Here is a 25,304-nt window from a genome sequence, read left to right on the forward strand (position 1 = left end):
AAACTCAAGAGAAACTATGAAAGCGTCATAGCAATGGCCTGCGCTTTTCTGTGGCTACCAATGTGAAACGGGAACAGACCCTAGGGGGCTGGATCGACATCACCGAGCGTAAGCTGCTGGAACAGCAGCTCGAGGAAGCGGTACGCCTGGCGGCTCAGACCAACGAGACCAAAAGCGTCTTTCTGGCCAGCATGAGCCACGAAATCCGCACACCGATGGGGGCGATCATCGGTTTGCTGGAGCTGGAATGCGAGCACGCCTTGCGTCGGGGCGAGGCACCGTCGCAAGGCCTGCAGGTGGCTCATCGTTCCGCCACGGAGCTGGTGGCGCTGATTGGCGAAAGCCTGGACCTTGCCAGAATCGAAGCCGGTGGCATGCAGTTATCATTGGTCGTCACGCCTCTGCAGACTTTTTTCGAGGGCGTTCTCGCGCTTTTTTCAGCTCAGGCCCGGGACAAAGGCCTGGAGTTGCGACTGGAATTTGCTGAACAGGCGCGTGGTGACTACTGGCTCGACCCGCTGAGGTTGCGTCAGGTCGTGCACAACGTGTTGGGCAATGCCTTGAAATTCACCCGGCAAGGGGCGGTGGTCGTGAAGGTTGAGGTATCAGATGACTCGCCAGACTCTTCACGGGTACGCATCGGCATCATGGACAGCGGCGTGGGCATTGAGCCGGCGCGTCAGCAGCAGATATTTCAGCCGTTCACACAGGCCGCCGCCGACACGGCTGCACACTACGGAGGCAGTGGCCTGGGGCTGAGCATCACCCGGCAACTGGTGGAGCTGATGAAGGGCGATATCAGCCTGCAAAGCGAACCCGGCACGGGTACGCGGGTCACCATCGACGTGCCGCTGGCCAGGGTGACAAAACCGCTTTCGCCGCCTGCCGAGGACCTGGATACAACGCTGGCTGCCACCCCGGATACGCGCAGTCTGCACCTGCTGGTGGTCGATGACATGTCGGCCAATCGACTGGTGTTGACCCGGCAGCTCGAGTTCCTGGGGCATCGGGTGGTGCCTGTCGAAGGCGGTGAGGCGGCGCTGTCGATCTGGCGCAACGAGCACTTCGATGCGCTCATCACCGATTGCAACATGCCAGGCATCAGCGGGTATGCATTGACCGAAGCCATTCGCCAGATAGAAGAGACGGAGCAACGCCAGCGCTGTCCGGTGATTGGCTGTACCGCCAATGCGATGACTGACGAGGCTGCGCGATGTGAGCAGGCCGGCATGGACGGGCTGCTGATCAAACCGCTTTCACTGGCACGTCTGGCCCGGGAGCTGGCGGATAGGGTGCGTGAGCCAACCTTCGACATACGCACGCTGCAAAACATGACGCGCGCCAATCCGGAGCAGATGCAGCGCTTGTTGAGCGAACTGTGGAAGAACCTGCGTCATGAGCATGCCTTGCTGGAGCCCGCCGTGACGGCAAATGACTGGAAGACCATGAGCGCCAGCCTGCATCGGCTCAAGGGTGCGGCCAGTCTGATTGATGCGGTGCCTCTGGCCAGAGCGTGCGCGGCGCTGGACGACAGTGTTCGGCAGCAGCGCATGAGCGATGTGCAGGAGCGCTGGCTGGCGCTGGAGAACGCGATGACCGGATTGCGCGCTGATATCGAAATGCAATTGGTGGCAGTGCCTGAAACTGCGCGCCCTCGCGATTGAGTCCTGCAGAAAAGTATCGTGATCGCCAACGCTTTTTAAGACACGTCTTATGGGGCATGTCTGCACAAGGGACTAAAGTAAATGTATTGCTGTCCCGATGGCTCCGATTCCGTAGGCGCGACTGTGCACTCACTCAAGGTTCTGATTCTCGAAGATCACCCGTTCCAGTTGATGGCGCTGCACCAGATGCTCAACGCCAATCAGGTATTCGATGTGCTGGCTGCTGACAACGTCGAGGCTGCGAAGCAGTCCTTGCACAGCCGCGGTCCTGTCGATATCGCTATCTGCGACCTGCAGATGGACGGGCCTGACGGTCTGGAGCTGATTCGCTTTTTGGCTGAAAGCGGGCAGGCGAGGGCGCTGATCATCCTCAGTGCTTCCGCTGCGTGTGTGCTGGAGGGCGTCGCGCAACTGGCGCTCAATCAAGGGCTGACCGTGCTGGGTTATCTGCAGAAGCCCGCTTCGGCCACCGCCCTGTGCGAACTGCTCAAGGCCTACGGGCCGAGTCGTGCCGAGCTTGCGTCGCCGACGCCGGCAACGCACGCTCCGGGCGCGCTGTCTGCACGGGAGTTGTTTGCCGTGACAGGCAGCGGCCCTCAGGACGCAGCGGGCGCCCCCTCTGTCGCCGAGCAGTGGATTGCCTATTTTCAACCCAAGGTTAGCCTGCAAGGCGAGGTACTCGGCGTCGAGGCTCTGGTTCGCTGGCAGCACCCCGTGCATGGCCTGCTGGCACCTGGGCGTTTCATGGCGACCATAGAAGCCGAAGGCCTGACCGTCGCGTTGACCTGGCGTGTGCTGGATCAGGCACTGCGCTTGTCTGCGTACGTCATGCAAACACAGGGAACGGCGCTGCCAGTCGCCGTCAACATTGATCCTCAGGTGCTGCAATGCGCGGATTTCGCCGAGCAGATCATGCAGGCGCTGGACCGTCATGACGTACCGGCAAGTGCCCTGACGCTGGAAATTCTCGAGCAGGATGCCGCCCGACCTGAAACCTGGCAACTCGAAGCGCTGTTGAGGTTGTGCATGCTGGGCTGCAAATTGTCCATCGACGACTTCGGTATGGGCGCTTCGAACATCGAACGGCTTTTGCAGTTGCCGTTCAGCGAACTGAAAATACCCACCGAGTTCGTGCGCGGCATGGCTGACGATGTGCGCAAATCTGCGGTGGTGGCCGGGGCCATGCTCATGGCGCAGCGGCTGTCCATGTCAGTGGTGGTGGAAGGCGTCGAGACGATTGACGACTTCCACAGTTTGCTGGCGCTGGGCAATCCTGCGGTTCAGGGGTATTTCATTGCCCGTCCAATGGCCGCTTCAGACTTCCTGCGCTGGGTCGCCGAGCGTGATGATTCCCGTCTGCAAGATGGATTGACGGGCGCCGGGGCTCAGGACATGCCGCTTTCCTGCAAATAGATAAACAGTGCGGCGTCGTTGGCCAGGCCGAGCTTGCGCATGGCACCGACTTTCTGCGCGCTGACAGTCTGTTTGCTGCGATTGAGTTGCGCCGCGATCTGGCCAACCGTATGGCCTGCCGAGAGCAGGCGTAACACTTCCAGCTCTCTTGGGGACAAGCGTTCGGCCGCCAGCAGCGCATCAGGCCCGTATTGCTGTGCCTCTCGCAAAACCCGGCGCACGGAATCGGCGACAAAAACTTCCCCGCGCAACGCGCCCCTGACCGCAGCAGGCAGTTCTCCGGCCAGGCTGGCTTTGCTCAACAGGCCACGCACGCCGAGGTCGAACATGGACTGAAAAAGACCAGCATTGCTCAACGTCGTCACGACAATCACCGGCAGTACCGGAAAATCCCGACGCACACGCTGCAGCAGGCGCAGGCCGTCATTCTGACGCTCGACGGGCATCATGAAGTCAGTCACCAGCACATCGCATGTGTGGCTTGCGAGTGCCTGCAGCAGTGCGTCCGGATTGCCGGCTTCGGCAACCACGTGCGCCAGGTCGTCCTGTTCCAGTACCACGCGCAGGCCAATCAGGAAAATAGGGTGGTCGTCAGCCACGATGACGCGCAACGGTCGATCAGTGGAATCGCTCAAGACCGGGCTCCATCAGAAAGGGCTGTCGGGTATTGCAGACGATGAGAGCGTTTAACACAGCGATCATGATCATAGGCATCTTGTAGGACGCGTGGCTAATTTATGTCGGTTTTTCCTACAACCCCGCTTTTTCTGGTCGCCGGCCTCAGGTTTTTTCCTTGTCACATTCAGCAGGCATGCTCGAAATAACACACGGGTGCTGCGATCAGACGATAAACAGAACTTTCTCTTATCGCCAACGGTCATTAATTAGCACCTTTGCATTCAAACTGTTGAGTGGTGATCCGGATGGAAAATATCAGCTTACTGCTAAGCGAAGCGCTGGCGCCCTATCAGGCCAGTATTGGTCCGGCGGGTTCTCGGGGCGAACGTTTGGTGACTCTGAAAGATAAAGCGGGTGCCCGTGTGATCGAGCGTGAATTTGGCGCTGATCAACTGAGCGACAAACGTCAGCTGACCGACGTGGTAGACGGTCTGCGCCGGGACCTGATGGTCGCAGAAGGGCGGATCGAGCCGTGTGTCATCGCTGCAATGCGTAATGCTGCGATCAGTCGCCCGTTCGTCGGTGTTCCGTCTTTTGCTTAACAGTTGCTTAACCGCCGTCAACGGTATTTGAACCAGGGGAGACAGTTGTACTCATATTGATTACGTCAGGCTTGATCAAGTGTGCTCCGCTGATCAGGGGCTGACGAAATTACCGTCATGGTCATGTTGACCCCGGACAGCCGCCCCTCTGTTCGGGGTTTCTTTTTGCCAGATCAGTGCTGCTGGAACAGCGCCTTGACGTCTTCCAGATAGCTCGCCCGCTGGGAGGGGTCCAGCCATTGAGCATAAAAGTCCATCAGGTTGCTTTCACGCAGCTCGCGCATTTGCTGATTGATCTTTGCGATGGCCTGCTCGCCTTCGGGCGTATGGCTGCAGCTGATGTAGATGAATTGATAGGCCGGATTGCCCTGAACCGGTAAAAAACTCAACTCATCCGGTGATATGCCTTGCTGCATAGCCTGGTAGCGCGCTTCCGGCCAGAAACTGATAAAGGCCTGCAAACGGCCCAGGCGCTCCATTTGTAGAAGGCTGCCAGTGGCATCGTTACCGTAGTGCTCGATCAGATCGTTTTCGTTGACGCCTTGCAGCGTGTGGTCGATCAGCTCCCCATAACTGCGTTCGGCAACCACGCCCAATGTGATGGCATTGCTGGCCATCAGCGCCGCAAAGTCGATTTTGCCATCCGCCATATAGGGCTCGAACGTCGACATTTCTTCTTTGCGTACAATCAGGCCACTGCTGATTATGGCCACGATAGGGATCGAGAAAAGCAGGGTTTTGGCCCTTTCGGCGGTCCATAACATCGTGGGGTCGCAGTTCAGTGACGAGGCGTCGTTGAGCATTTGCAGGCTTCTGGCCCGATTGACCCGCATCAACACATGATCGTATTCGGGCATTCGTGCGGTCAGCAGAGGCATGAGCTGATCGATGGCACCTTGCCCGCGCATCGCCCCGGAGAAAATTGTCGAAGGTGGTATGTCGCGCATCAGCCAGGTCAGCGTCTCCTTTGCCTGGCTGGCACACGACAGGGCCACCAGCGACAGGGCGAGCATCAATCGAGCCGTTGTGCAGTGCGAGGCAGGAGGGGGCATTCGCGGGTGTCATCCTCGAAAAGGGGTCAACAATCTGAAGTGGGGAGGCAGGTCTTTGAGTGGCGCTGCGCCAGTGGCGTCACATTCAAATACCCCGTCAACCCCTTGCCGGGAGTCCGGTTGCTCGCTGCAGATGCCTGCATGGGCTAATTTGTATCAGGATTTTGTTTCAGACTATCGATTTTTCTGTTCCCCGCACATCAGTGCAATCACGGCGTCTGCGTGAGCAAGTTCGTTCACAGGCCCGGCATCGGTTAGACTGGCCGTCTTCCCTCCAGACTCTAGAAGCCCGTTCATGGCCCAGCCGTCCACGACCTACAAATTCGAACTCAACCTCACCGACCTTGATCGTGGGGTTTATGAGAGCGTCAAGCAGACCATTGCCCGGCATCCTTCGGAAACCGAAGAGCGCATGACCGTGCGTTTGCTGGCCTACGCCTTCTGGTACAACGAACAACTGGCGTTCGGTCGCGGTCTGTCTGATGTAGACGAGCCCGCACTGTGGGAAAAAAGCCTGGATGATCGCGTCCTGCACTGGATCGAAGTCGGGCAGCCGGATGCCGATCGCCTGACCTGGTGTTCGCGGCGCACCGAGCGCACCAGCCTGCTTGCCTACGGCAGCCTGCGCGTCTGGGAGGGCAAGGTTATCCCGGCGATCAAGAACCTGAAAAACGTCAACATCGCGGCAGTGCCGCAGGATGTGCTGGAAGTGCTCGCCAAAGACATGCCGCGGGTCATCAAATGGGATGTGATGATCAGCGAAGGCACGGTGTTCGTGACTGACGACCGTGGTCAGCATGAAGTGCAGCTGCAATGGCTGACAGGCGAGCGCGGCTGATAAAGGCCCGCGCTGACCGCCTGCCTGCCGACAAAACGTTAATCGACACCCTCAAGAGAATCAGCTGACCCGCATGCGCATTGAACCTCGTCCGTTGCCCGACACCTTGCCGTTTCTTGGCGACCTGCCGCCCTTGCTCACACGTCTGTACGCGGCCAGAGGTGTGGCCTGTGAGGCCGAGCTGGACAAAAGCCTGGCGCGACTGATCCCCTATCAGCAGCTCAAGGGTATCGATGCAGCGGTAGACCTGCTGGTGACCGCCCTGCGTGAAGGTCAGCGCATGCTGATCGTCGGCGACTTCGATGCCGACGGCGCGACCGCCAGTACCGTCGGTGTTCTGGGCCTGCGCTTGCTGGGTGCCGCGCATGTCGATTATCTGGTGCCCAACCGCTTTGAATACGGCTACGGTCTGACCCCGGAAATCGTCGAAGTAGCGCTGCAGCGCGAGCCGCAGCTGCTGATCACCGTGGATAACGGCATCTCAAGTGTCGAGGGCGTGGCGGCGGCCAAGGCGGCAGGCTTGCAGGTGCTGGTCACCGACCACCATTTACCCGGTCACGAGCTTCCGGCGGCGGACGCCATCGTCAACCCCAATCAGCCAGGGTGTACCTTTCCCAGTAAATCGCTGGCGGGCGTGGGGGTGATCTTTTATGTGTTGATGGCCCTGCGAGCACGCTTGCGCGACACCGGCTGGTTCGATCAGCGTGCCCAGCCCAATCTGGGCGAACTGCTCGATCTGGTGGCGCTGGGCAGCGTCGCCGACGTCGTGCCGCTGGACGCCAACAACCGCATTCTGGTGCACCAGGGGCTGATGCGTATCCGTGCGGGCCGCGCCCGCCCTGGGCTGCGCGCGATTCTGGAAGTCGCACGGCGTGAGCCCTCGCGCATCACCTCAACGGACCTGGGGTTCATTCTGGGCCCGCGCCTGAACGCGGCGGGGCGTCTGGATGACATGAGCCTGGGCATCGAATGCCTGCTCTGCGACGACCCGACACAGGCTCGGGAAATGGCCGTGCAACTGGAAGAACTGAATCAGGACCGCAAGTCCATCGAGCAGGGCATGCAGCGCGAAGCACTTGCGCAGCTCAAGGACCTGCCGCTGGAGTCCATGCCGTTCGGGCTGTGCCTGTTCGATGCAGAGTGGCATCAGGGCGTCATCGGTATTCTCGCCTCGCGGCTCAAGGAGCGTTACCACCGGCCCACCATCGCGTTTGCCAGGGCCGGGGAGGGCGTGCTCAAGGGCTCGGCGCGCTCGGTGCCGGGTTTTCACATCCGTGACGCGCTGGACGCCGTGGCCGCGGGTCAGCCTCACCTGATCAGCAAGTTTGGCGGGCACGCCATGGCGGCGGGCCTCTCGCTACCCGAAGAGAACTTTCCGGCGTTTGCCGAGGCGTTCGACCTGGAGGTGCGCCGCCAACTGGACGAACAGGACCTGACCGGGCGCCTGCTGTCTGACGGTTCGCTGGCTGTCGAAGAGTTTCACCTGGAGCTGGCCCGCGCCCTGCGCAATGCCGGCCCTTGGGGGCAGCATTTTCCGGAGCCGCTGTTTCATGGTGTATTTCAGCTGGTCGAGCAACGCGTCGTGGGCGAACGACATTTGAAGATGGTGCTCAAGACCGAATGTGGCAGCGTCAAGCTGGACGGTATTGCGTTCAGCGTCGACCGCGAAATCTGGCCCAATCCCACTATTCGCTGGGTCGAGCTGGCTTATAAACTTGACCTCAACGAGTTTCGCGGCAATGAAACCGTGCAATTGATGGTGGTGCACATCGCGCCACGCTGACAATCAGCAGGAACCCCTCTCGTTATCGGGTTGTCGACAACAGACTGGCTGTTAAAACCTGTTCAGAGCGTGAACAGAGTCTGGACACCTGAATTTTCATTACGAGAGGTTGCCATGAGCCTGCTGTTAGAACCCTACACGCTGCGCCAACTGACCCTGCGCAACCGCATTGCCGTTTCACCGATGTGCCAATATTCCAGTGTCGACGGCCTGGCCAATGACTGGCATCTGGTCCACCTGGGAAGTCGCGCAGTGGGCGGTGCCGGGCTGGTCATCAGCGAAGCGATGGCCGTGACGCCGGACGGTCGGATCACGCCCGAAGACCTCGGCCTGTGGAACGATGAACAGATCGAGCCGCTGCAACGCATCACGCGCTTCATCAATGCCCAGGGCGCGGTTGCAGGCATTCAACTGGCTCATGCCGGGCGCAAGGCCAGCACCTGGCGTCCGTGGCTGGGCAAACATGGCAGCGTGCCACTGAATGAAGGTGGTTGGACGTCGGTCGGGCCATCGGCTATTGCCTTCGATCCGCAGCACACCGCACCTGTGCAACTCAGCGAAATGCAGATCAAGGAACTGATCCAGGCATTCGTCGATTCCGCACGCCGCGCCCTGACCGCAGGCTTCAAAGTGGTGGAAATTCACGCCGCGCACGGCTATCTGCTGCACCAGTTCCTGTCGCCCTTGAGCAACCAGCGCACCGACCAGTACGGCGGCTCATTCGAGAACCGGATTCGCCTGACCCTGCAAGTGACCGAAGCGGTGCGCGCGGTGTGGCCTGAAGAGCTGCCCTTGTTCGTCCGTGTGTCTGCCACCGATTGGGTGGAAGACGGCTGGAACGCCGATGAAACCGTTGAGCTGGCGCGTCGCTTGAAAGCGCTGGGCACCGACCTGATCGATGTGTCGTCGGGCGGAACGTCGGCCAATGCGGAAATCCCGGTAGGCCCGGGCTATCAGACGCGGTTTGCCGAGCGCGTGCGTAAGGAGTCCGACATTGCCACGGGCACGGTGGGCATGATTACTGATCCTGCCCAGGCAGAACATATTCTGCGTACCGGCCAGGCCGATATCATTCTGTTGGCGCGAGAACTGTTGCGTGACCCTTACTGGCCGCTGCGTGCCGATGAGGACCTGGGCGGACGCCTGGCGACGTGGCCTGCGCAGTACCAACGCGCGACCCACCGCGATCAGCCGATTCATGAGTCTGATTTGCGCGACTGATCATCAAACTGACTGCTGCCGGGATGACCGTAAGCCGAGCGCCGCAAAGCGCTCGGTTTTTTGTTACTCGCCTTCCAGTAACTCGGTCACACGCCCGATCAGTTCGGCGATGGCAAACGGTTTGGGCAGCACGTGCATACCCGGTTCCAGGGTGTCGTGGGCTAACGCAGCGTTTTCAGCGTAACCGGTCACGAACAGGACTTTCAGGTCGGGTCGCACCTCTCTGGCCGCATCGGCAACCTGACGACCATTCATGCCGCCCGGCAGGCCGACGTCGGTAATCAACAGATCGATGGCCGCCTTCGATTGCAGGACGACCAGGGCGTCAGCGCCACGTTCGGCCTGCAACACGGCATAACCCAGGTCTTCAAGCAGTTCGGCGATCAGCAGGCGTACCGCCGGTTCGTCATCGACGACCAGAATGGTCTCGTCACCCGCGCTTTGCGGCGCAATCGTCAACAGACCCTCATCCAGTGCGACCGTTTCTGCATCGCCTTCGTGCATCGGCAGCAGGATGCATATGCGTGACCCTTCCCCGAGGGTCGAGCCGATGCGCACGCCACCGCCGGATTGCCGCGCAAATCCGTAGATCATCGACAACCCCAGGCCGGTGCCCATGCCCGTCGGCTTGGTCGTGAAAAACGGGTCGAAGGCGCGGTCGATAACCTCTTTCGCCATGCCGGTGCCAGTATCGGTGACAGACAACTCCACGTACCGGCCGGGGGGCAGCTCGTATTGAGTCGCCGCAGATGCATTCAGATGGCGATTGGCAGTCTGGATCAGCAACCGGCCGCCATCAGGCATCGCATCCCTGGCATTGAGGCACAGGTTGAGCAGGGAGTTTTCCAGTTGATGCGGGTCAACCAGCGTCGACCACAGGCCGCGTGACGCAACGACCTGCATGTCGATGGCCGGGCCTACGGTGCGCCTGATCAGCTCATCCATGCCGGCGATCAGCACATCGACATCAGTGGCTTTGGGGGCCAGGGTCTGGCGGCGCGAAAAGGCCAGCAGTCGATGGGTGAGTGATGCCGCGCGCTTGGAGCCCTCCAGTGCTGCATTGATGTAGCGGTCCAGTTCGGTAAAGCGTTCCTGGCGAATCCTCGACAGCAGCAGCTCCATGTTGCCGGTCACGCCCATTAGCAGATTGTTGAAGTCATGCGCCAGGCCGCCGGTGAGCTGGCCGACGGCTTCCATTTTCTGCGACTGACGCAGCGCTTCTTCGGCAATGTGCAGGGCCTCGATCCGTTGCTTCTCGTGGGTCAGGTGTTTGCCCAGCGCGAAGATGATTCCATTGCCGGGCGCAGCGGTCCAGCCGAACCAGTGGTACGTCCCGTCCACATGTTGATAGCGGTTCTCAAACAGCGGGAGCACCTGATTCACCGTGTGTTTCAGCGCGCTCCGGGTATTGCCGACGTCGTCCGGGTGCAGCAGGGTCATGATCGAGCTGCCCACCAATTCCTCTTCCGTACGCCCGAGGATCGCCGTCCAGGCTGGATTGACGCGCAGGAATATGCCGTTGAAATCGAGTATTGCCAGCGGGTCGGGCGACATCTCCCAGAATGTGTTCAGCTCCAGCGTGCGTTGTTTCAGCCTTGCAGTCTGTTGCCGTTCCTGCCTGACCAGCTTGTCGATCAACTCCAGACGCTTGCGTTCGCTGTCGCGCAGCGCGTGGTGGTCGAGAACATGCTGAGTGGTCTCGTTGGTGATACAGAAAACCCCAGCGATAACACCGTTCTCGTCGATCACCGGCGAGAAGGAAAATGACCACCACGTCTGCTCGACTTCGCCAAAACGCGCCATGCTCAGAGGCATGTCCACGTAGCGACACGGCGTATCGGCCAGCGCATCGGCGGCCAGCGGTGCGACCTGATCCCAGACGTCAGCCCACAGCTCGGCAACCGGCGAGCCGATGGCCCCACGTTGGCGCGGGCCAAGAATGGGTGTGTAAGCGTCGTTATGGAAAAACAACAGCTCCGGTCCCCAGAGCAGGTACATCGATTCCGGCGAGTTGAGCAGCAGATTCAGGGTGCTTTTCAGCGCTGCTGGCCAGTGTTGGATTGGCCCGAGTGACGTCGGGCTCCAGTCCTTTGATCGAATAATCCCGGCCGCCTTGCTTGCACCTGCCGGAAAATCAATTGGGGATATCACGTGAGGCAAGCTCCTGACGGGCTGCTTTTGGATGCCAAGGCATTCATATGACTGTGCGTACCTGGCCAAACCATCTATGCGGGTGAGTTCTGTTCGTATCTCTGTGAACACTTCTATTGACCCTGTTTTACTGGCTCCGGTTGCACACGTTTTATCGCTATGACGGACAAGGAGATGAGCGGGCGTTACGTGGGTCTGTAACATCCGGAAGCATACTGTTAGTTGGCGACAGGCCACTTCTCTTTAACCTGCGGGTCAATGACTCATCTGACTAACCTTGTAGGAGGCTCTCTGTGAATACGCGTGGTTTACTCGATCAGTTGCTCAAGTCCGGCCAAAGCATGCTGCAGGACAAAGCCAACGGCAAATCCGGCAAGCAATCCTCGGGCAGTGATTCATTGATCAATGGTCTGGGCAGCTTGCTCGGCGGCAATAAAGGCAAAGGGTCTTCTTCGGGCGGGTTGGGTGGCTTGTTGTCTGGCGCAGGAGGTGGTGCGCTGGCCGCAGGCGCCATGAGCCTGCTGCGCGGCAAACGCTCGCGTGGCATGGGCGGCAAAGTGCTGACGTATGGTGGCCTGGCAGCGTTGGGTGTGCTGGCCTACAAGGCGTACAACAACTGGCAGGCCAGTCAGGGGCTGACCGGTCAGCGCGAACCGCAGACCATCGACCGCTTGCCCGAGGCTGAAGCCGAGCAGCATAGCCAGGCCATTCTGCGCGCGCTGGTTGCTGCGGCGAAAGCCGACGGCCATGTTGATGAGCGCGAGCGTGCGTTGATCGAGGGCGAGTTCAGCAAGCTCAATAGCGACCGGGCGTTTCAGCAGTGGCTGCAGGCCGAACTGAACAAACCGCTGGACCCAGCGGAAGTGGCCCGCGCTGCGACCACGCCTGAAATGGCAGCGGAAATGTACATCGCCAGCGTGATGATGGTCGATGACGAACATTTTATGGAGCGCGCCTACCTCGACGAGCTGGCGCGCCAATTGAAACTGGATCCGGGCCTCAAGGCCGAACTGGAGGGGCAGGTCAGAGACGCCGAGTGATCTGCAGGCCTCCGGCGCCGCGCATTCAGAGCACGATGGCTTATCCAGAGCCTGGAATGCTCTCGTGTTACCGAGACAAATCTCGGTCAAGGGTGTGTTCCAGCCCTTCGGTACTGGTCAGCTCACGGATGAGGGTGGCTTGTTGCTCTTTGAACCGGGCTTCGAACTCCTGAATCCGACTTTCGTATTCCGGATTGTCCAGGCTGATGTCACGTTGCTCGAATTCGTCGGTCAGCCGGGTCAGGTCGATTCGATAGATGCGTTCGAGTGCATCGAAGCGGCCTGCATGATTTTCCCGTAGATAACTGACCCAGAAATCCTGCTGCGCCGCGTAACGCAGGAACGGCTCGCCTTGTTCGCCGGTTTGCACGCGCAGCAGGGCCGTGTCGAGTTCGCCTGGTCGAATCCGCGCATGGACCTCGAACAGCATGTTTCCCGGTGGCACCGGCAGGTCAAGCGCGCTTGCCCAGTGCATGCGATAAGCCAGACGGACTTCCGCCTCGTCTCTGTCGCCAGCCTGTTCGCGTGCAGCGGCGTCCAGTTCGGATAACCGATAAAGCCGAACAGTCAGTTGATAAAGCATGTTGCCGCGCTGCTCCTGGACGACGTTTTGCAAGGATTGGCGAGTGAAGACCAGCACTTCCATCTGGTTGAACTCCAGAAAAATGCCGTCCGGGCAGGTATCGTTGTCGCGAAGCAGCCTGAGCGGTTCCTCTGCAATGGCATTGAGGGTCATGCGTAACTGAGGGTCCTGATTCGCGGTGGCAAGCACTCCCCAGACGCGTTCCTGTAATGCTGGTCGACTGGCCATGTTGCGGTAATCGGCGCTTTGACGCAGTGAACCGATCAGGTCCAGCAGGTTGCGTGTATGCTCGCCTGCTTCCAATTGCTCCCAGATCTGGCGTCGCTCGGCGCTTCTCTGGTCGGTTTCTTCCAGCCAAGGCTCGGCAGAAACGGGCTCCGGGGTGGAGGAGCGGCTGTCTTCGGAAAACATGTAATCCGATATTGACCCGTCGGTGTCACGGCTTTCTGTCCAGTCCATGCCGCTGAGTTCGGGCGGCAGGTCCATGTCGAAGGTGAATGCGCGTCCGTGACGCTCCGACATCTGCGCACTGCGGATGGTTGCTTCGGAAAGCGGGTTGTTCAGCAGGCTTATTTCCGTGTGCGAATGCTGGCTAACGGGATTGGCCAGAATGTTTTCCGGCAAGTCAGTGATCAGATTGCCCTCCAGCAGAAGCGCTTTCAGGGGCGACGGAATCATTTCATCAACCCAGGTTGGCCATTCGCTCAGTCCGGCATTGCTCAGCGACAGCCAGTTGAGGGCGGTGTGGTTGAGGCCGGTGAGGTCGTTAATGGCACCTACGCGATTGCCATCGAGTTCCAGGCGTTCAAGCGTCGGAATACGACTGAGAAAATCGATATGCTGTTGCTCGAGAAGCAAGCCCTGATCGTTGAGGCACAACGAACGCAGTGCTCGAAGTTCCAGCAGCGCTTCCGGCAACTGGGTCAGCGGTATCACATGGCCGCTCATTTCCAGCGAGCTCACCTCAGTCATGCGCCGCAGCAACTGGTCGAGGTCAGACGCTGTGCCGGTGACTCTGCTCAGGTACAGGTAGCGCACCTGACGACAGAAGAAGTCCGGCAAGTGTCGGGGGAAATCTTTCAGGGACACGTACTGCAACCGCAGCGGCTCGAACGTGCGCCCGATCTCGGGCAGGTTGTTGAGGCGCCAGTGGCTCCAGATGGCCTCACTGATGCGCTCTCGACTGTCCACATGTGCCTGACTCATCTGTGGAAATGTAGTGACTTCATCGGTCCAGACGATAAGGCTTGCACGCAGAGTCAGCTGTTCGCCCAGCAGCGTGTTGAGCCGTTCATCAATGGCCCTGTTGTCCCAGCCTGTGTGGCGCAGGCGGTCGAGAATGTCTTCCGGGAAGGCATCTTCCAGCTCCAGCGTGCGGATCTTGTCCAGCAGGCTTTCGTCGGTCATGTGCCAGTCGACCCTGCCGCGTCCGCTCAACGGGTAGCCCAGGCGGCCGTCGGCCAGACGCATGGGCGATCTGGAGCCTGGCTTGATTGCTTGCATGTTCAACAAGGGCGCGAGTTTCTGACGGGACAAAGGATTTTCCTGAACCAGTCTCTTGAGGTCCTGACCCTGACCCTGACCCTGACCTGCATGTGGAAAACCCAACTGGCTGCGCTGGGCATCCGGCAAGGCGTGGAGTACGGACGCATAGAGGTCGTCCAGGCCATGCAGGTACTGATCGTCAGCGTCACGGACTTCATAGCGGCTGCCATCGCTGATCAGCACTTTGCGAATCGGAGCGTCCTGCGACCCGATGCTGTCGATCAGTGCACCACTGAAATAACGATTGCGGACTTCCAGCCTGACCTGTGCTGGCCATTGCGGCAGGGCCTCAAGGCTGTGAAGGGCAAGACACTCGCTGTCGGTACTGGAAACCGACGTCAGGTAGAGCCCTTCGTAGGCACGTGCCAAACGTGTCTTTTGCAGATAAGCAGTGGCTTCCTCGGCCATTCGCAACGGTACGCGGTGATCTTTTACAAGCTGAACCCGTTCCGCAGGCGATGCGTGGCTGGCAAGCTCTTGCGCAACCATGGGAGGCAGCCCGCCAAAGGCTTTCTGGAGGGTTGGAGTGCCGTCCACATCGCCGATTTTCAGTGTGCGGTAACGGGATTCGAACAGCCAGACTCTGCTCCTTCGGGCGCTGGCAACCAGGCGGGTCCGCAGCGTGGTCAACCTCGGCGACATGCCGAGCTGGCCTGCGCCGAACTCTTCATTGAGCAGGGCTCTGATCTCGTTATTGCTTAAGCCTTCAAGCGCCTGGCGCAGCGCGTCCGGCTGGTCGGCACGAATGCGCAGAACGTTATCGGGAGCAGCCTGGCGTGCCGGGGGAAATGTACCGAGGGTGTTGCCGTCGCCATCCACCAGCGCCAGCGCACGATTGCCGGGCCAGGCGGGTTCCTGGCTCAGCAAATCCAGCTGGAGGGAGGCGTCCGCGTGGATGTCACCGGCTTCCATCTGTTCGATGACGCGATCGATTTGCTGATCCAGGTTGAACCGGCGTGCAGTGTCTTCCAGCAGGGCAGGCGCGGGTTGTTGCTCATGGAGTGCGCGGCGCATGACTGATTCGGTTGTGTCACTGACGCGCAGGATGCGTCGCGCCGCGACATCGGAAAACGCTTCGCTGGAGTACCCCAGCCGTCGAAACAGGGTCAGGCCCTCCATCTCCAGTGGCCGATCAAGTTCATGCAGCCAAGCTCCCGCGCCGTTATGCCGCAAGGTCGGCTGATAGCTGTTGGTCCGGGTAGGGTGCTCGATCAGATAATCGCCGCTGGTTGCCGCCGGTTTGACCAAATAGGTCTGCCCTTCGACAGGCAACCACTGCTTGCCTTGCCAGTTGTAGAGGCCCAGTTCGTCGGGCTGCAAACCCTTCGGCAGCACGATGTCATGGGCAAACGGTGACAGGTCCGGTTTCCACAGCCGCGTCGCGCCGTCCGGCAGCTCCACCGGCTTGAGACGGCTGACGAACTCAGGCACCTGCACGGCCGCAATACCCGGACCGCCCTTAGCGGCTGCACCCAGCGCCGACATCAGCGCAATGTTCTCTACCACGTCGAACAGGTAGGCGAAAGCTTGCTGTCTCTCTCCGTGCGCCCAGCTTTGTGCGCCGTCGTAAACTTCATGGATCAGTTGCGCCGCTGTCGCTGCCAGCATGATTTCGCCCAGCACCGGGACGACGAAGGCTGCAATATTCAGCACATTGAATGCAGTGTCCTTGAAATACTGCACGCGCTCGTCGAAGGTCTTTTGATCCTCTGCCGCAGTGGGCACGCCGTGAAACAATGCGTCGTCGCGCAGGGCAGCACGCTTGCGATCGTGCAGGTTGTCGAGCAACACGCCGCCGAGTGGGGTTTCTCTCAGGTCCAGCCGGGCGTTTCGGTCTGCTTCCTGTTCTAACCACTGGCCTTCGAAGAAACCGCCTTTCTTGACCTTGGGGTGCAGGCGTTCAAGCAATTTTCCATACAACGCACTTTGGTGTCGCGCCGGAATGAAACGCTGGAAGAAGTTCAGATAGCCGTCAACGAACATCCGGTCGCGCAATGAACTCAGGAATGCTTCAGCGGAGTCATATTCTTTGAGCGGCGCAATGGGATCGTCGGGTATATAAACGACGATTTTTTCCACCTGAGTGGCCACTTCGCGGTCTTTGCCAAACACCACAATGCCGTTCAGTTCGACATCCCATAAACGCAGCACGCTGCACTTCACGGGCAGGTTATCGAGTTGAACGTTGCGCTTGCCCGCAACAATGTCCAGTACCGCGTCATGTAGCGGCTGGCTGATCAGCCCCTTCAACGTGGCTATTTGTAACTGAAGCCTGATAGATGACGACTCCAGTTGTATGAAGTTGTCGCGGATCCTGTCGGCCGTTTCTCCTGGTGTCGCAGGCGTACTGAACGCGGATTCGAGGTGCGTCTGATACTTGCCGCCCAGGTCCAGTTCACGGCACAGCGCTGCAAACCCGGTGGGGGGGATCGCTACAGACTTGCCGGTCATCTGCATACCGATGATTTCATACGCGCACAACACGGCGGCCTTGATGCTGGAGTCCGAGTCCATCGCGCCGCTTGCTGTTTCCCAGGCCTCGAAATTCTGCAGCGCCGCCTTGAGCAGGCTCTGGGTTGCAGCTCTCAAGGCGGTGTTGGCCTGAGTCATCGGGTCTTTTGAGGCCGAAATGAACGACTGGTCGACCTTTGCCCGGCCTGCATGGAACAGCCAGGTCTGGTCAACATCCACGTCCAGGCCGAAGCGCTCCTTGATGGCCGCCGTCAGCAAGGGCCTGGCAAAGTCTTCAAGCGTGGACAGGCGATCAAGCGCCGGGCGGACCTTTTGTTCGTTGTCGCGGTGTTCGGCGTACAGGCGTTGCAATGCCGCGACCTGGTCGGGGCTGGACTCGCGTGCGCTGGCCAGCCATTGCGGCGCGGCAGCGGACGCCTTGCGCAAGACCGCATGAGTGGCGGGTTCTGCCTGAAGCAGCCAGTCAGGCGAATGGTCTTTTATAAGTTGCACGTGCGAGTTTGCCGGAGCACTGCCCGCCAAGGATGGATCTAGCATTGGACTGCCTTGTCATGAATGAATAGTCGACAAAGCTTACGTTTGTGATCCGGCCTGCAAGTGTTAACTATGTATGTACGCTCAAGTAGTGTTGGCGCTGGCCGACAAAAGGGCAGCGAGGCTCGGTTATCGGCAGGCTCATGATGTTTCATCTGTGTATGGACCGCTTGCCTGCCAATGGCTGGGCTATACTCCCGCCGCTTGGACCGTTCGTCGGTCCGCTTCTTGAACACGGCCCGACGCCGTCGTTGAACTCTTGAGGGCTGACTGTGAAGAACTGGACCTTGCGCCAACGGATTCTGGCGAGTTTTGCCGTCATCATCGCAATCATGCTGCTGATGGTGGTTGTGTCGTATTCACGACTGTTGTCCATCGAGTCCAGCGAGGAAGATGTCCGTCTTGATGCGTTGCCTGGTGTCTACTACAGCACGCTGGTGCGCAGTGCATGGGGTGAAAGTTACATTCGCACGCTGGAGCTGATTGCCGAAGGGCAGGGGCGTCCGCTGACCAAGCAGGAAAAAGACCAGTTTCAGGGCTTTGACGAAAACCTGCAGACACAGATGGACGGCTACAAAAAGTCTATCTTCACTGATGAAGACAGAGACAGCTTCGCGGCCTTTGAAAAGCGCCGCGAAGACTATTCGCGCATGCTCGCCGAGGTTCACGCCAAGTATGATCGCGGCGACTACGCCGGCGCGCGCGCCGAGTTCTATAGCGATGTAAACCCGATCTGGCTCGCCGGCCGCAAACAGCTCAATGAGCTCATCGTCGCCAACAAACAGCTGGCTGACCAGGCCACCGCCAACATTGTCAACGCCGTACTGGCTGCCAAGATCAGCATGGTCCTGTCGCTGCTGGTCGCCGTGCTGGCGGCTGCGGCCTGCGGTCTGCTGCTGATGCGTTCGATAATGGCGCCGATGCAACTGATCGTGCGGATCCTCGACATCATGCGTACCGGCGACCTGAGCACGCGCTTGAACCTGTCCCGCAAGGACGAGTTCAATGCGGTCGAAACCGGCTTCAACGACATGATGACCGACCTCACCACGCTGGTCGCTCAGGCGCAGCGTTCGTCGGTACAGGTCACCACGTCAGTTACCGAAATCGCCGCGACTTCCCGCCAGCAACAGGCCACGGCCACCGAAACCGCCGCGACCACCACCGAGATTGGCGCAACTTCGCGGGAAATTGCCGCCACCTCGCGGGACCTGGTACGCACCATGACCGAAGTCACCTCGGCGGCCGATCAGGCCTCGGTGCTGGCCGGTTCCGGCCAGCAGGGCCTGGCGCGCATGGAAGACACCATGCATCAGGTGATGGGCGCGGCCAATCTGGTCAACGCCAAGCTGGCGATCCTCAACGAGAAGGCCGGTAACATCAATCAGGTGGTCGTCACCATCGTCAAGGTGGCCGACCAGACCAATCTGCTGTCGTTGAACGCGGCCATCGAGGCCGAGAAAGCAGGTGAATACGGTCGCGGTTTTGCCGTGGTCGCCACCGAAGTGCGCCGTCTGGCCGACCAGACCGCTGTCGCCACCTACGACATCGAGCAGATGGTGCGTGAGATCCAGTCAGCGGTGTCCGCAGGCGTGATGGGCATGGACAAGTTCTCCGAAGAGGTGCGCCGCGGCATGTTCGAGGTCACTCAAGTCGGCGAACAGTTGTCGCAGATCATTCATCAGGTTCAGGCCCTGGCACCGCGTGTGCTGATGGTCAATGAAGGGATGCAGGCCCAGGCCACGGGCGCCGAGCAGATCAATCAGGCCCTGGTGCAACTGGCCGATGCCAGCAGCCAGACCGTCGACTCACTGCGTCAAGCCAGCTTCGCCATTGACGAGTTGAGTCAGGTAGCGGTCGGGCTGCGCGGTGGCGTGTCGCGTTTCAAGGTCTGACACACCCATGACGGAACAATCGCCGAGGCGCAATGGCACGCCACTGACTGCAAGCAAACTCTTTCTGCTGTTCTGTATCGGCGAAGACCGCTATGCGCTGGACGCGACCGAGATCGCTGAAATCCTGCCGCGTGTGAAGCTCAAGGCGATTGCCCGGGCACCGCACTGGGTGGCGGGAATCTTCGCCCATCGCGGCGAGATCGTGCCGGTCATTGACATCAGCGCGCTTAACTCCGGTCACCCCGCGCGCTTGCGCACCAGCACGCGTATGGTGCTGGTGCACTATCGCTATTATGATGCGCACCCGGCGCAGTTACTCGGGCTGATCCTCGAACAGGCGACCGAAACCCTGCGCTGCCCGGTCGCGCAGTTCAAGGCATACGGGCTGGACAATCGCCTGTCGCCTTATCTGGGGCCGGTTCGCGAGGACGGACAGGGCCTGCTGCAATGGATTCACGTTCAGGAGTTGTTGAGCGAGCCGGTTCGCGAGTTGCTGTACCCGGTGCCACCCATCGACCTCGACCTGCTTGAGGACGCATCATGAAAGCCGATGACTCGCGCTTTTTCAGCTTCCTCAAGGACCGTATCGGCCTGGACGTGACCTCGGTCGGCGAGGCGATCATCGAGCGCGCCTTACGTCAGCGCGCGACGGCGGCCAACTGCGCTGACAGTGACGACTATTGGTACTTGCTGATCTCGTCGCCGCAAGAGCAGCAGGCGCTGATCGAAGCAGTGATCGTACCCGAGACCTGGTTTTTTCGTTACCCTGAATCTTTCGTGACATTGGGCATGCTCGCCCGTGAGCGCATCGCAAGCCTTGCCGGCGTTCGCCCGCTGCGCATTCTCAGTCTGCCGTGCTCGACTGGCGAGGAGCCTTACTCCATCGCCATGGCGTTGTTCGATGCTGGGGTTGATGCCCGGCAGTTCAAGGTCGATGCCGTCGATATCAGCCCTGTTTCCATCGCCAAGGCCGTGCATGGCATTTACGGCAAAAACTCGTTTCGCGGCAGCGACCTCAGTTACCGCGAGCGGTTTTTCAGCGTCATCGCCGACGGGTTTGAAGTTGCCGATGAAATTCGTGCCTGCGTGAATTTTCAGCCCGGCAACCTGCTTGATCCCAAGCTGACCTCGCAGGTGCCGTATGACATCGTGTTCTGCCGCAACCTGGTTATCTATTTCGACCGGCCGACCCAGCAGCGAGTATTTGAGGTTCTCAAGCAACTGACCCGTGAAGACGGCCTGCTGTTCATCGGCCCGGCCGAGGGCAACCTGCTGGCAGGCATTGGCATGCGCTCGATCGGTATCGCACAGTCATTCGCTTATCGTCACGCACCCGCTGAAGCAGCCGCCCCGGCGCCGATGCAGTCCGCAGCGCCGATTGCCCCGCGTCCAGTCGTTGAGGCCCCCGTCAGAGCGCCGACTCCACGACCTGCCGCGCGAACGTCAGCAGCCTTTGCGCCCCTCGCCAAACCGGCCGCCGCGGCTGGCAATAGCGAGGTCTCGGCGCTGCTCGACATCATTGCCGGTCTGGCCAACGAAGGCAAAAGCGCCGAAGCGCGAGCCGCCTGCGAGCGTTACCTGCAGCAGCATGAGCCGGTTGCACAAGTGTTCTACTGGCTGGGTCTGCTCAGCGAAGTGGAAGGCGCTGTGGTTCAGGCCCAAGGGTTCTATCGCAAGGCGTTGTACCTGCAACCGCAGCACCGGGAATCGCTGGCCCAACTGGCGGCGCTGCTGGCCGCTCAGGGTGACAGTGCCGGAGCCCAGCGTTTGCAGGACCGCGCCGCACGCGGCGCGAATAAACAAGGAAACCACTGATGACGGGCCTGTCCGGTTTTTCCAGCATGACCCATGATCAAGCCCTGGACATCGATGATTGCTGGAACCGCATCGGCATTCACGGTGACCGCTCATGCCCGTTGCTGGAAGAGCATATCCATTGCCGCAATTGTGCGGTTTATTCCGCGGCGGCCACACGCTTGCTGGACCGCTATTCACTGGCTCAGGAGCATCACGAGCAGTTTCAGGGGGCGGTGTTGCAGCGCGACATCAAGACCCGCTCGATTCTTGTGTTTCGCCTCGGTGAAGAGTGGCTGGGGCTGGTTTCCAGTTGCCTGTCAGAGGTCGCTCCGTACCAGACGATTCATTCGCTGCCGCATCAGCGTTCACGTGCAATGCTGGGTGTGGCCAATGTGCGCGGCGCTCTGGTCGCGTGCATTTCGCTGGTCGAGTTGCTTGGGCTGGACAGCAACCCGGTAATTGCCCAGTCGACACGTGTGGTGCCGCGCATGTTGATTGTCGCGGTCGCAGGCGGGCCGGTGGTAGTGCCCGTGGACGAGGTCGACGGCATCCATGCCATTGACGAGCGTGAGCTGGAAGCCGCTTCTGCGTCCGGCACGCACGCCAATGCCCGCTTTACCCGTGGTGTGCTGCAATGGAAAGACCGCAGCCTGCGTTGGCTGGATGAAGAACAGTTGTTGTCGGCGGTGTATCGGAGCCTTACATGACGCCAGATCAAATGCGTGACGCCTCACTGTTTGAACTGTTCACGCTGGAAGCCGATGCGCAAACCCAGGTACTTAGTGCCGGGTTGTTGGCGCTCGAACGCAACCCGACCCAGGCCGATCAGCTGGAAGCCTGCATGCGCGCGGCGCACTCGCTCAAGGGTGCCGCGCGGATTGTCGGCGTGGATTTCGGTGTCAGCGTCGCGCATGTGATGGAAGATTGCCTGGTCAGCGCTCAGGAGGGCCGGCTGTTGCTGCAGGCCGAGCACATTGACGCGTTGCTGGCCGGGACTGACCTGTTGATGCGTGTTGCCACGCCTGGTGGCACCAGCGTCGGTCAGGCCGATATCGACAGTTATGTCGAAAGGCTCAACACCCTGCTGGCCTCCGGGGCCGGCGCGGCACGTACGGTCACCAAGGCGCTGACTGATCCGTTGCTCGACCCTTTGCTGGCGAGCGCGATGCAACAACTGGAGCTTTCTTCCGCGGCGGCCGCGGCATTGACCGGCCAGACCACTGATTCCCTGGCTGCCGGTTCGCCTCCCGGCCCCGTGCCGGCCGCCGAACCCGAACCGCCCTTTACGCCATTGCGTGAGCGTCGGGTAGCCGAGGGCGGCGAGCGGGTGTTGCGCGTTACCGCCGAGCGCCTCAACGGTCTGCTGGACATGTCGAGCAAGTCGCTGGTCGAGACCCAGCGGCTCAAGCCCTTGCTGGCTGGCATGCAGCGTCTCAAACGTCTGCAAAGCAGCAGCGACCGGGCGCTTGAAGTACTTGGCGCCAGCTTTGGCGAGGACGGCCCAGGCGCCGACGTGCAAAAAGCGCTGGAAGATGCGCGCAGTCTGTTATCTCAGGCGCAGCACATGCTGGCCCAGCAGACCGCCGAGCTCGACGAATTCGGCTGGCAGTCGGCGCAGCGCGCGAAGCTGCTGTACGACACCGCGCTGGCCTGCCGCATGCGGCCGTTCGCCGATGTGTTGAATGGTCAGGCGCGTATGGTCCGCGACCTGGGGCGTGAGCTTGGCAAACAGGTCCGCTTGCAGATCGAAGGCGAGAAGACTCAGGTTGATCGCGATGTACTGGAAAAGCTCGAAGCGCCCTTGACCCACCTGTTGCGCAACGCTGTGGATCACGGCATCGAATTGCCCGAAAAGCGCGTTGCCGCCGGCAAGGAGCCTGAAGGGCTGATTCGTCTGCAGGCCTCGCATCAGGCAGGCCTGCTGGTGGTGGAGCTGAGCGATGACGGTGGCGGCGTGGACCTGGCGCGTTTGCGCCAGAGTATCGTGGACCGCAAGCTTTCACCGGCCGAAACCGCCGAACAGATGAGCGAAGAAGAACTGCTGAGCTTTCTGTTCCTGCCGGGTTTCAGCATGCGCGACAAGGTCACGCAGATTTCCGGGCGCGGTGTCGGCCTTGATGCCGTGCAACACATGGTTCGCCAGATGCACGGCAGCGTCGAATTGCAGCAATGGGCAGGCGAGGGCAGCCGTTTCAGGATCGAAATGCCACTGACCCTTTCGGTGGTGCGCAGCCTGGTGGTTGAAGTCGGCGGCGAAGCCTATGCCTTCCCGCTGGCCCACATCGAGCGCATGCGTGACTTGCAGCCTGACGACATTCTGCAACTGGAAGGGCGTCAGCACTTCTGGGAGGAAGAGCGCCATGTGGGGCTGGTCTCGGCCAGCCAGCTGTTGAACCGTCCGCCTGCGCAAAATGCCGGCGAAACCCTCAAGGTTGTGGTCATTCGTGAGCGTGATGCCGTTTACGGCGTGGCCGTCGAACGTTTTATCGGCGAGCGAACGCTGGTGGTGATGCCGCTGGATGCCCGCCTGGGCAAGGTTCAGGACGTCTCGGCAGGCGCTTTGCTCGATGACGGTTCGGTGGTGTTGATCGTTGACGTCGAAGACATGCTGCGCTCGGTGGAAAAACTTCTGAACACCGGCAGGCTGGAGCGTATCGACCGGCGCAATCGTCAGGTCGATCAGGCCACGCGTAAGCGGGTGCTGGTGGTTGATGACTCTTTGACAGTGCGCGAGCTTGAACGCAAGCTGCTGGTGGGGCGTGGTTACGACGTGTCGGTTGCCGTGGACGGCATGGACGGCTGGAATGCGTTGCGCGCCGAAGACTTCGACCTGCTGATCACCGACATCGATATGCCGCGCATGGACGGTATCGAACTGGTGACGCTGCTGCGGCACGACACCCGCCTGCAATCGCTGCCAGTGATGGTCGTGTCCTACAAGGACCGTGAAGAAGACCGACGCCGTGGCCTGGACGCCGGAGCTGATTATTATCTGGCCAAGGCCAGTTTCCATGATGATGCCTTGCTCGACGCTGTTGTCGAACTGATAGGAGACGCGCAAGGATGAAGATTGCCATTGTCAACGACATGCCTATGGCCATCGAGGCTTTGCGTCGTGCGCTGGCTTTCGAGCCTGCACACCAGGTCATCTGGGTGGCGGCCAATGGTGCCGACGCTGTGCAGCGCAGCATCGAGCAGACGCCGGATCTGATCCTGATGGACTTGATCATGCCCGTGATGGACGGTGTAGAGGCGACACGGCGCATCATGGCCGAGACGCCATGCGCTATTGTCATTGTGACCGTCGACCGCGAGCAGAACATGCGCCGTGTGTTCGAAGCCATGGGGCACGGCGCGCTGGATGTGGTAGACACGCCGGCCATTGGCGGCCCCAACCCCAGAGAAGCCGCAGCGCCGTTGCTGCGCAAGATACTCAATATCGAGTGGCTCATGGGCCAGCGTGCCGGCCGTGAGCGCGTTGTGACTGCGCCCAGGTCAGAGGTTTCAAGACGCGACAGGCTGGTCGCCATCGGTTCATCGGCGGGTGGCCCGGCGGCGCTGGAGATCCTGCTCAAGGGGCTTCCGGAAAATTTCCCGGCAGCCATTGTGCTGGTGCAGCATGTGGATCAGGTGTTTGCTGCCGGCATGGCCGAGTGGCTGTGCTCAGCGTCGGGCATGCCGGTACGCTTGGCAAAAGAGGGCGAAACGCCGCAAGTCGGTGTTGTACTGCTGGCCGGGACCAACCATCATATTCGCTTGTTGAAGGACGGCACGCTGGCGTACACCGCAGAGCCGGTCAATGAAGTTTACAGGCCCTCGATCGATGTGTTTTTCGAGAGCGTGACCCGTTATTGGAGTGGTGAGGCGGTGGGCGTTTTATTGACAGGCATGGGGCGCGACGGAGCGCAGGGGCTCAAGGCAATGCGCGAACGGGGCTTTCTGACCATCGCTCAGGATCAGGCCAGCTCTGCGGTGTATGGCATGCCCAAGGCTGCCGCCGCCATTGATGCGGCCGTCGAAATCCGCCCTCTGCACACGATTGCGCCGCGCTTGATGGAGGTATTCACTCAATGATTGTTCAGGTGAAACCACCGGC

General features: G+C 60.3%; 16 protein-coding genes and 1 pseudogene. 13 read left to right on the top strand and 4 right to left on the bottom strand.

The genetic code is table 11. The features are described 5' to 3' along the window. Nucleotides 1-80 precede the first annotated feature (80 nt). Nucleotides 81-1,664, top strand: a pseudogene (locus DW49_RS0103425) (ATP-binding protein); the annotation flags it as partial. 123 nt (nt 1,665-1,787) lie between these two features. After that, nucleotides 1,788-3,077: an EAL domain-containing response regulator gene (locus tag DW49_RS0103430; RefSeq protein ID WP_024420571.1), complete on the top strand. Its 1,290-nt coding sequence runs from the start codon at nt 1,788-1,790 to the stop codon at nt 3,075-3,077. Here the strand turns inward: DW49_RS0103430 and DW49_RS0103435 are convergent. Then, nucleotides 3,050-3,712, bottom strand: coding sequence for a response regulator (locus DW49_RS0103435; protein ID WP_005615878.1), 663 nt, complete (start codon nt 3,710-3,712; stop codon nt 3,050-3,052). The genes DW49_RS0103430 and DW49_RS0103435 overlap by 28 nt on opposite strands. A 288-nt stretch (nt 3,713-4,000) precedes the next feature. Here DW49_RS0103435 and DW49_RS0103440 point away from each other — a divergent pair, with 288 nt between their 5' ends. Continuing rightward, complete coding sequence (locus DW49_RS0103440) at nt 4,001-4,297, top strand: DUF3509 domain-containing protein (RefSeq protein WP_005615880.1); 297 nt, start codon at nt 4,001-4,003, stop codon at nt 4,295-4,297. A 173-nt stretch (nt 4,298-4,470) separates the two neighbouring features. Here DW49_RS0103440 and DW49_RS0103445 read toward each other — a convergent pair whose 3' ends face one another. Continuing rightward, complete coding sequence (locus DW49_RS0103445) at nt 4,471-5,310, bottom strand: TIGR02285 family protein (protein ID WP_005615882.1); 840 nt, start codon at nt 5,308-5,310, stop codon at nt 4,471-4,473. A gap of 334 nt (nt 5,311-5,644) precedes the next feature. On the opposite strand from DW49_RS0103445, the gene DW49_RS0103450 reads away from it, so the two are divergent. The 3 genes from DW49_RS0103450 (at nt 5,645) to DW49_RS0103460 (ending at nt 9,191) form a co-directional block, all read left to right on the top strand. After that, nucleotides 5,645-6,187, top strand: a complete 543-nt coding sequence (locus DW49_RS0103450; protein WP_003377703.1) for a YaeQ family protein — start codon at nt 5,645-5,647, stop codon at nt 6,185-6,187. A gap of 73 nt (nt 6,188-6,260) precedes the next feature. Next, nucleotides 6,261-7,970, top strand: coding sequence for a single-stranded-DNA-specific exonuclease RecJ (gene recJ / locus DW49_RS0103455; protein ID WP_005615885.1), 1,710 nt, complete (start codon nt 6,261-6,263; stop codon nt 7,968-7,970). Between the two features lie 114 nt (nt 7,971-8,084). Beyond that, nucleotides 8,085-9,191 carry an NADH:flavin oxidoreductase/NADH oxidase gene (locus DW49_RS0103460; protein WP_005615887.1) on the top strand — a complete coding sequence of 369 codons (1,107 nt, stop codon included), beginning with the start codon at nt 8,085-8,087 and terminating at the stop codon, nt 9,189-9,191. A 63-nt stretch (nt 9,192-9,254) separates the two neighbouring features. Here DW49_RS0103460 and DW49_RS0103465 read toward each other — a convergent pair whose 3' ends face one another. After that, a complete protein-coding gene (locus DW49_RS0103465) occupies nt 9,255-11,342 on the bottom strand; it encodes a hybrid sensor histidine kinase/response regulator (protein WP_024420573.1) in 2,088 nt (695 codons plus the stop codon). Between the two features lie 293 nt (nt 11,343-11,635). Here DW49_RS0103465 and DW49_RS0103470 point away from each other — a divergent pair, with 293 nt between their 5' ends. Continuing rightward, the gene (locus tag DW49_RS0103470; RefSeq protein WP_005615892.1) at nt 11,636-12,382 is read left to right on the top strand and encodes a tellurite resistance TerB family protein; all 747 of its coding nucleotides are present in this window, start codon (nt 11,636-11,638) and stop codon (nt 12,380-12,382) included. Nucleotides 12,383-12,449: 67 nt separating this feature from the next. On the opposite strand, the gene DW49_RS0103475 is transcribed toward DW49_RS0103470, so the two are convergent. Next, entirely contained in the window at nt 12,450-17,519 is a 5,070-nt protein-coding gene (locus tag DW49_RS0103475) for an NEL-type E3 ubiquitin ligase domain-containing protein (RefSeq protein ID WP_024421095.1), read from the bottom strand. A gap of 269 nt (nt 17,520-17,788) precedes the next feature. Between DW49_RS0103475 and DW49_RS0103480 the strand changes: the two genes are divergently transcribed. From DW49_RS0103480 to cheB, 6 genes are read left to right on the top strand one after another with little or no spacing between them, the layout of a single operon-like run. Then, nucleotides 17,789-19,411, top strand: coding sequence for a methyl-accepting chemotaxis protein (locus DW49_RS0103480; RefSeq protein WP_024421096.1), 1,623 nt, complete (start codon nt 17,789-17,791; stop codon nt 19,409-19,411). A gap of 7 nt (nt 19,412-19,418) precedes the next feature. Then, nucleotides 19,419-19,955, top strand: coding sequence for a chemotaxis protein CheW (locus tag DW49_RS0103485; RefSeq protein ID WP_005615900.1), 537 nt, complete (start codon nt 19,419-19,421; stop codon nt 19,953-19,955). Then, on the top strand, nt 19,952-21,226 hold the full coding sequence (locus DW49_RS0103490; RefSeq protein WP_005615902.1) for a CheR family methyltransferase: 1,275 nt from the start codon (nt 19,952-19,954) through the stop codon (nt 21,224-21,226). The genes DW49_RS0103485 and DW49_RS0103490 overlap by 4 nt, the downstream gene beginning before the upstream one ends. Further along, nucleotides 21,226-21,915, top strand: coding sequence for a chemotaxis protein CheW (locus tag DW49_RS0103495; protein WP_005615905.1), 690 nt, complete (start codon nt 21,226-21,228; stop codon nt 21,913-21,915). Before DW49_RS0103490 ends, DW49_RS0103495 begins: the two co-directional genes overlap by 1 nt. Beyond that, nucleotides 21,912-24,275, top strand: a complete 2,364-nt coding sequence (locus DW49_RS0103500; protein ID WP_005615908.1) for a hybrid sensor histidine kinase/response regulator — start codon at nt 21,912-21,914, stop codon at nt 24,273-24,275. The genes DW49_RS0103495 and DW49_RS0103500 overlap by 4 nt, the downstream gene beginning before the upstream one ends. Next, complete coding sequence (cheB, locus tag DW49_RS0103505) at nt 24,272-25,282, top strand: chemotaxis response regulator protein-glutamate methylesterase (RefSeq protein WP_005615910.1); 1,011 nt, start codon at nt 24,272-24,274, stop codon at nt 25,280-25,282. Before DW49_RS0103500 ends, cheB begins: the two co-directional genes overlap by 4 nt. Nucleotides 25,283-25,304: the final 22 nt, after the last annotated feature.

The organism is Pseudomonas avellanae BPIC 631 (genome assembly GCF_000444135.1).
Classification (GTDB): domain Bacteria; phylum Pseudomonadota; class Gammaproteobacteria; order Pseudomonadales; family Pseudomonadaceae; genus Aquipseudomonas; species Aquipseudomonas avellanae.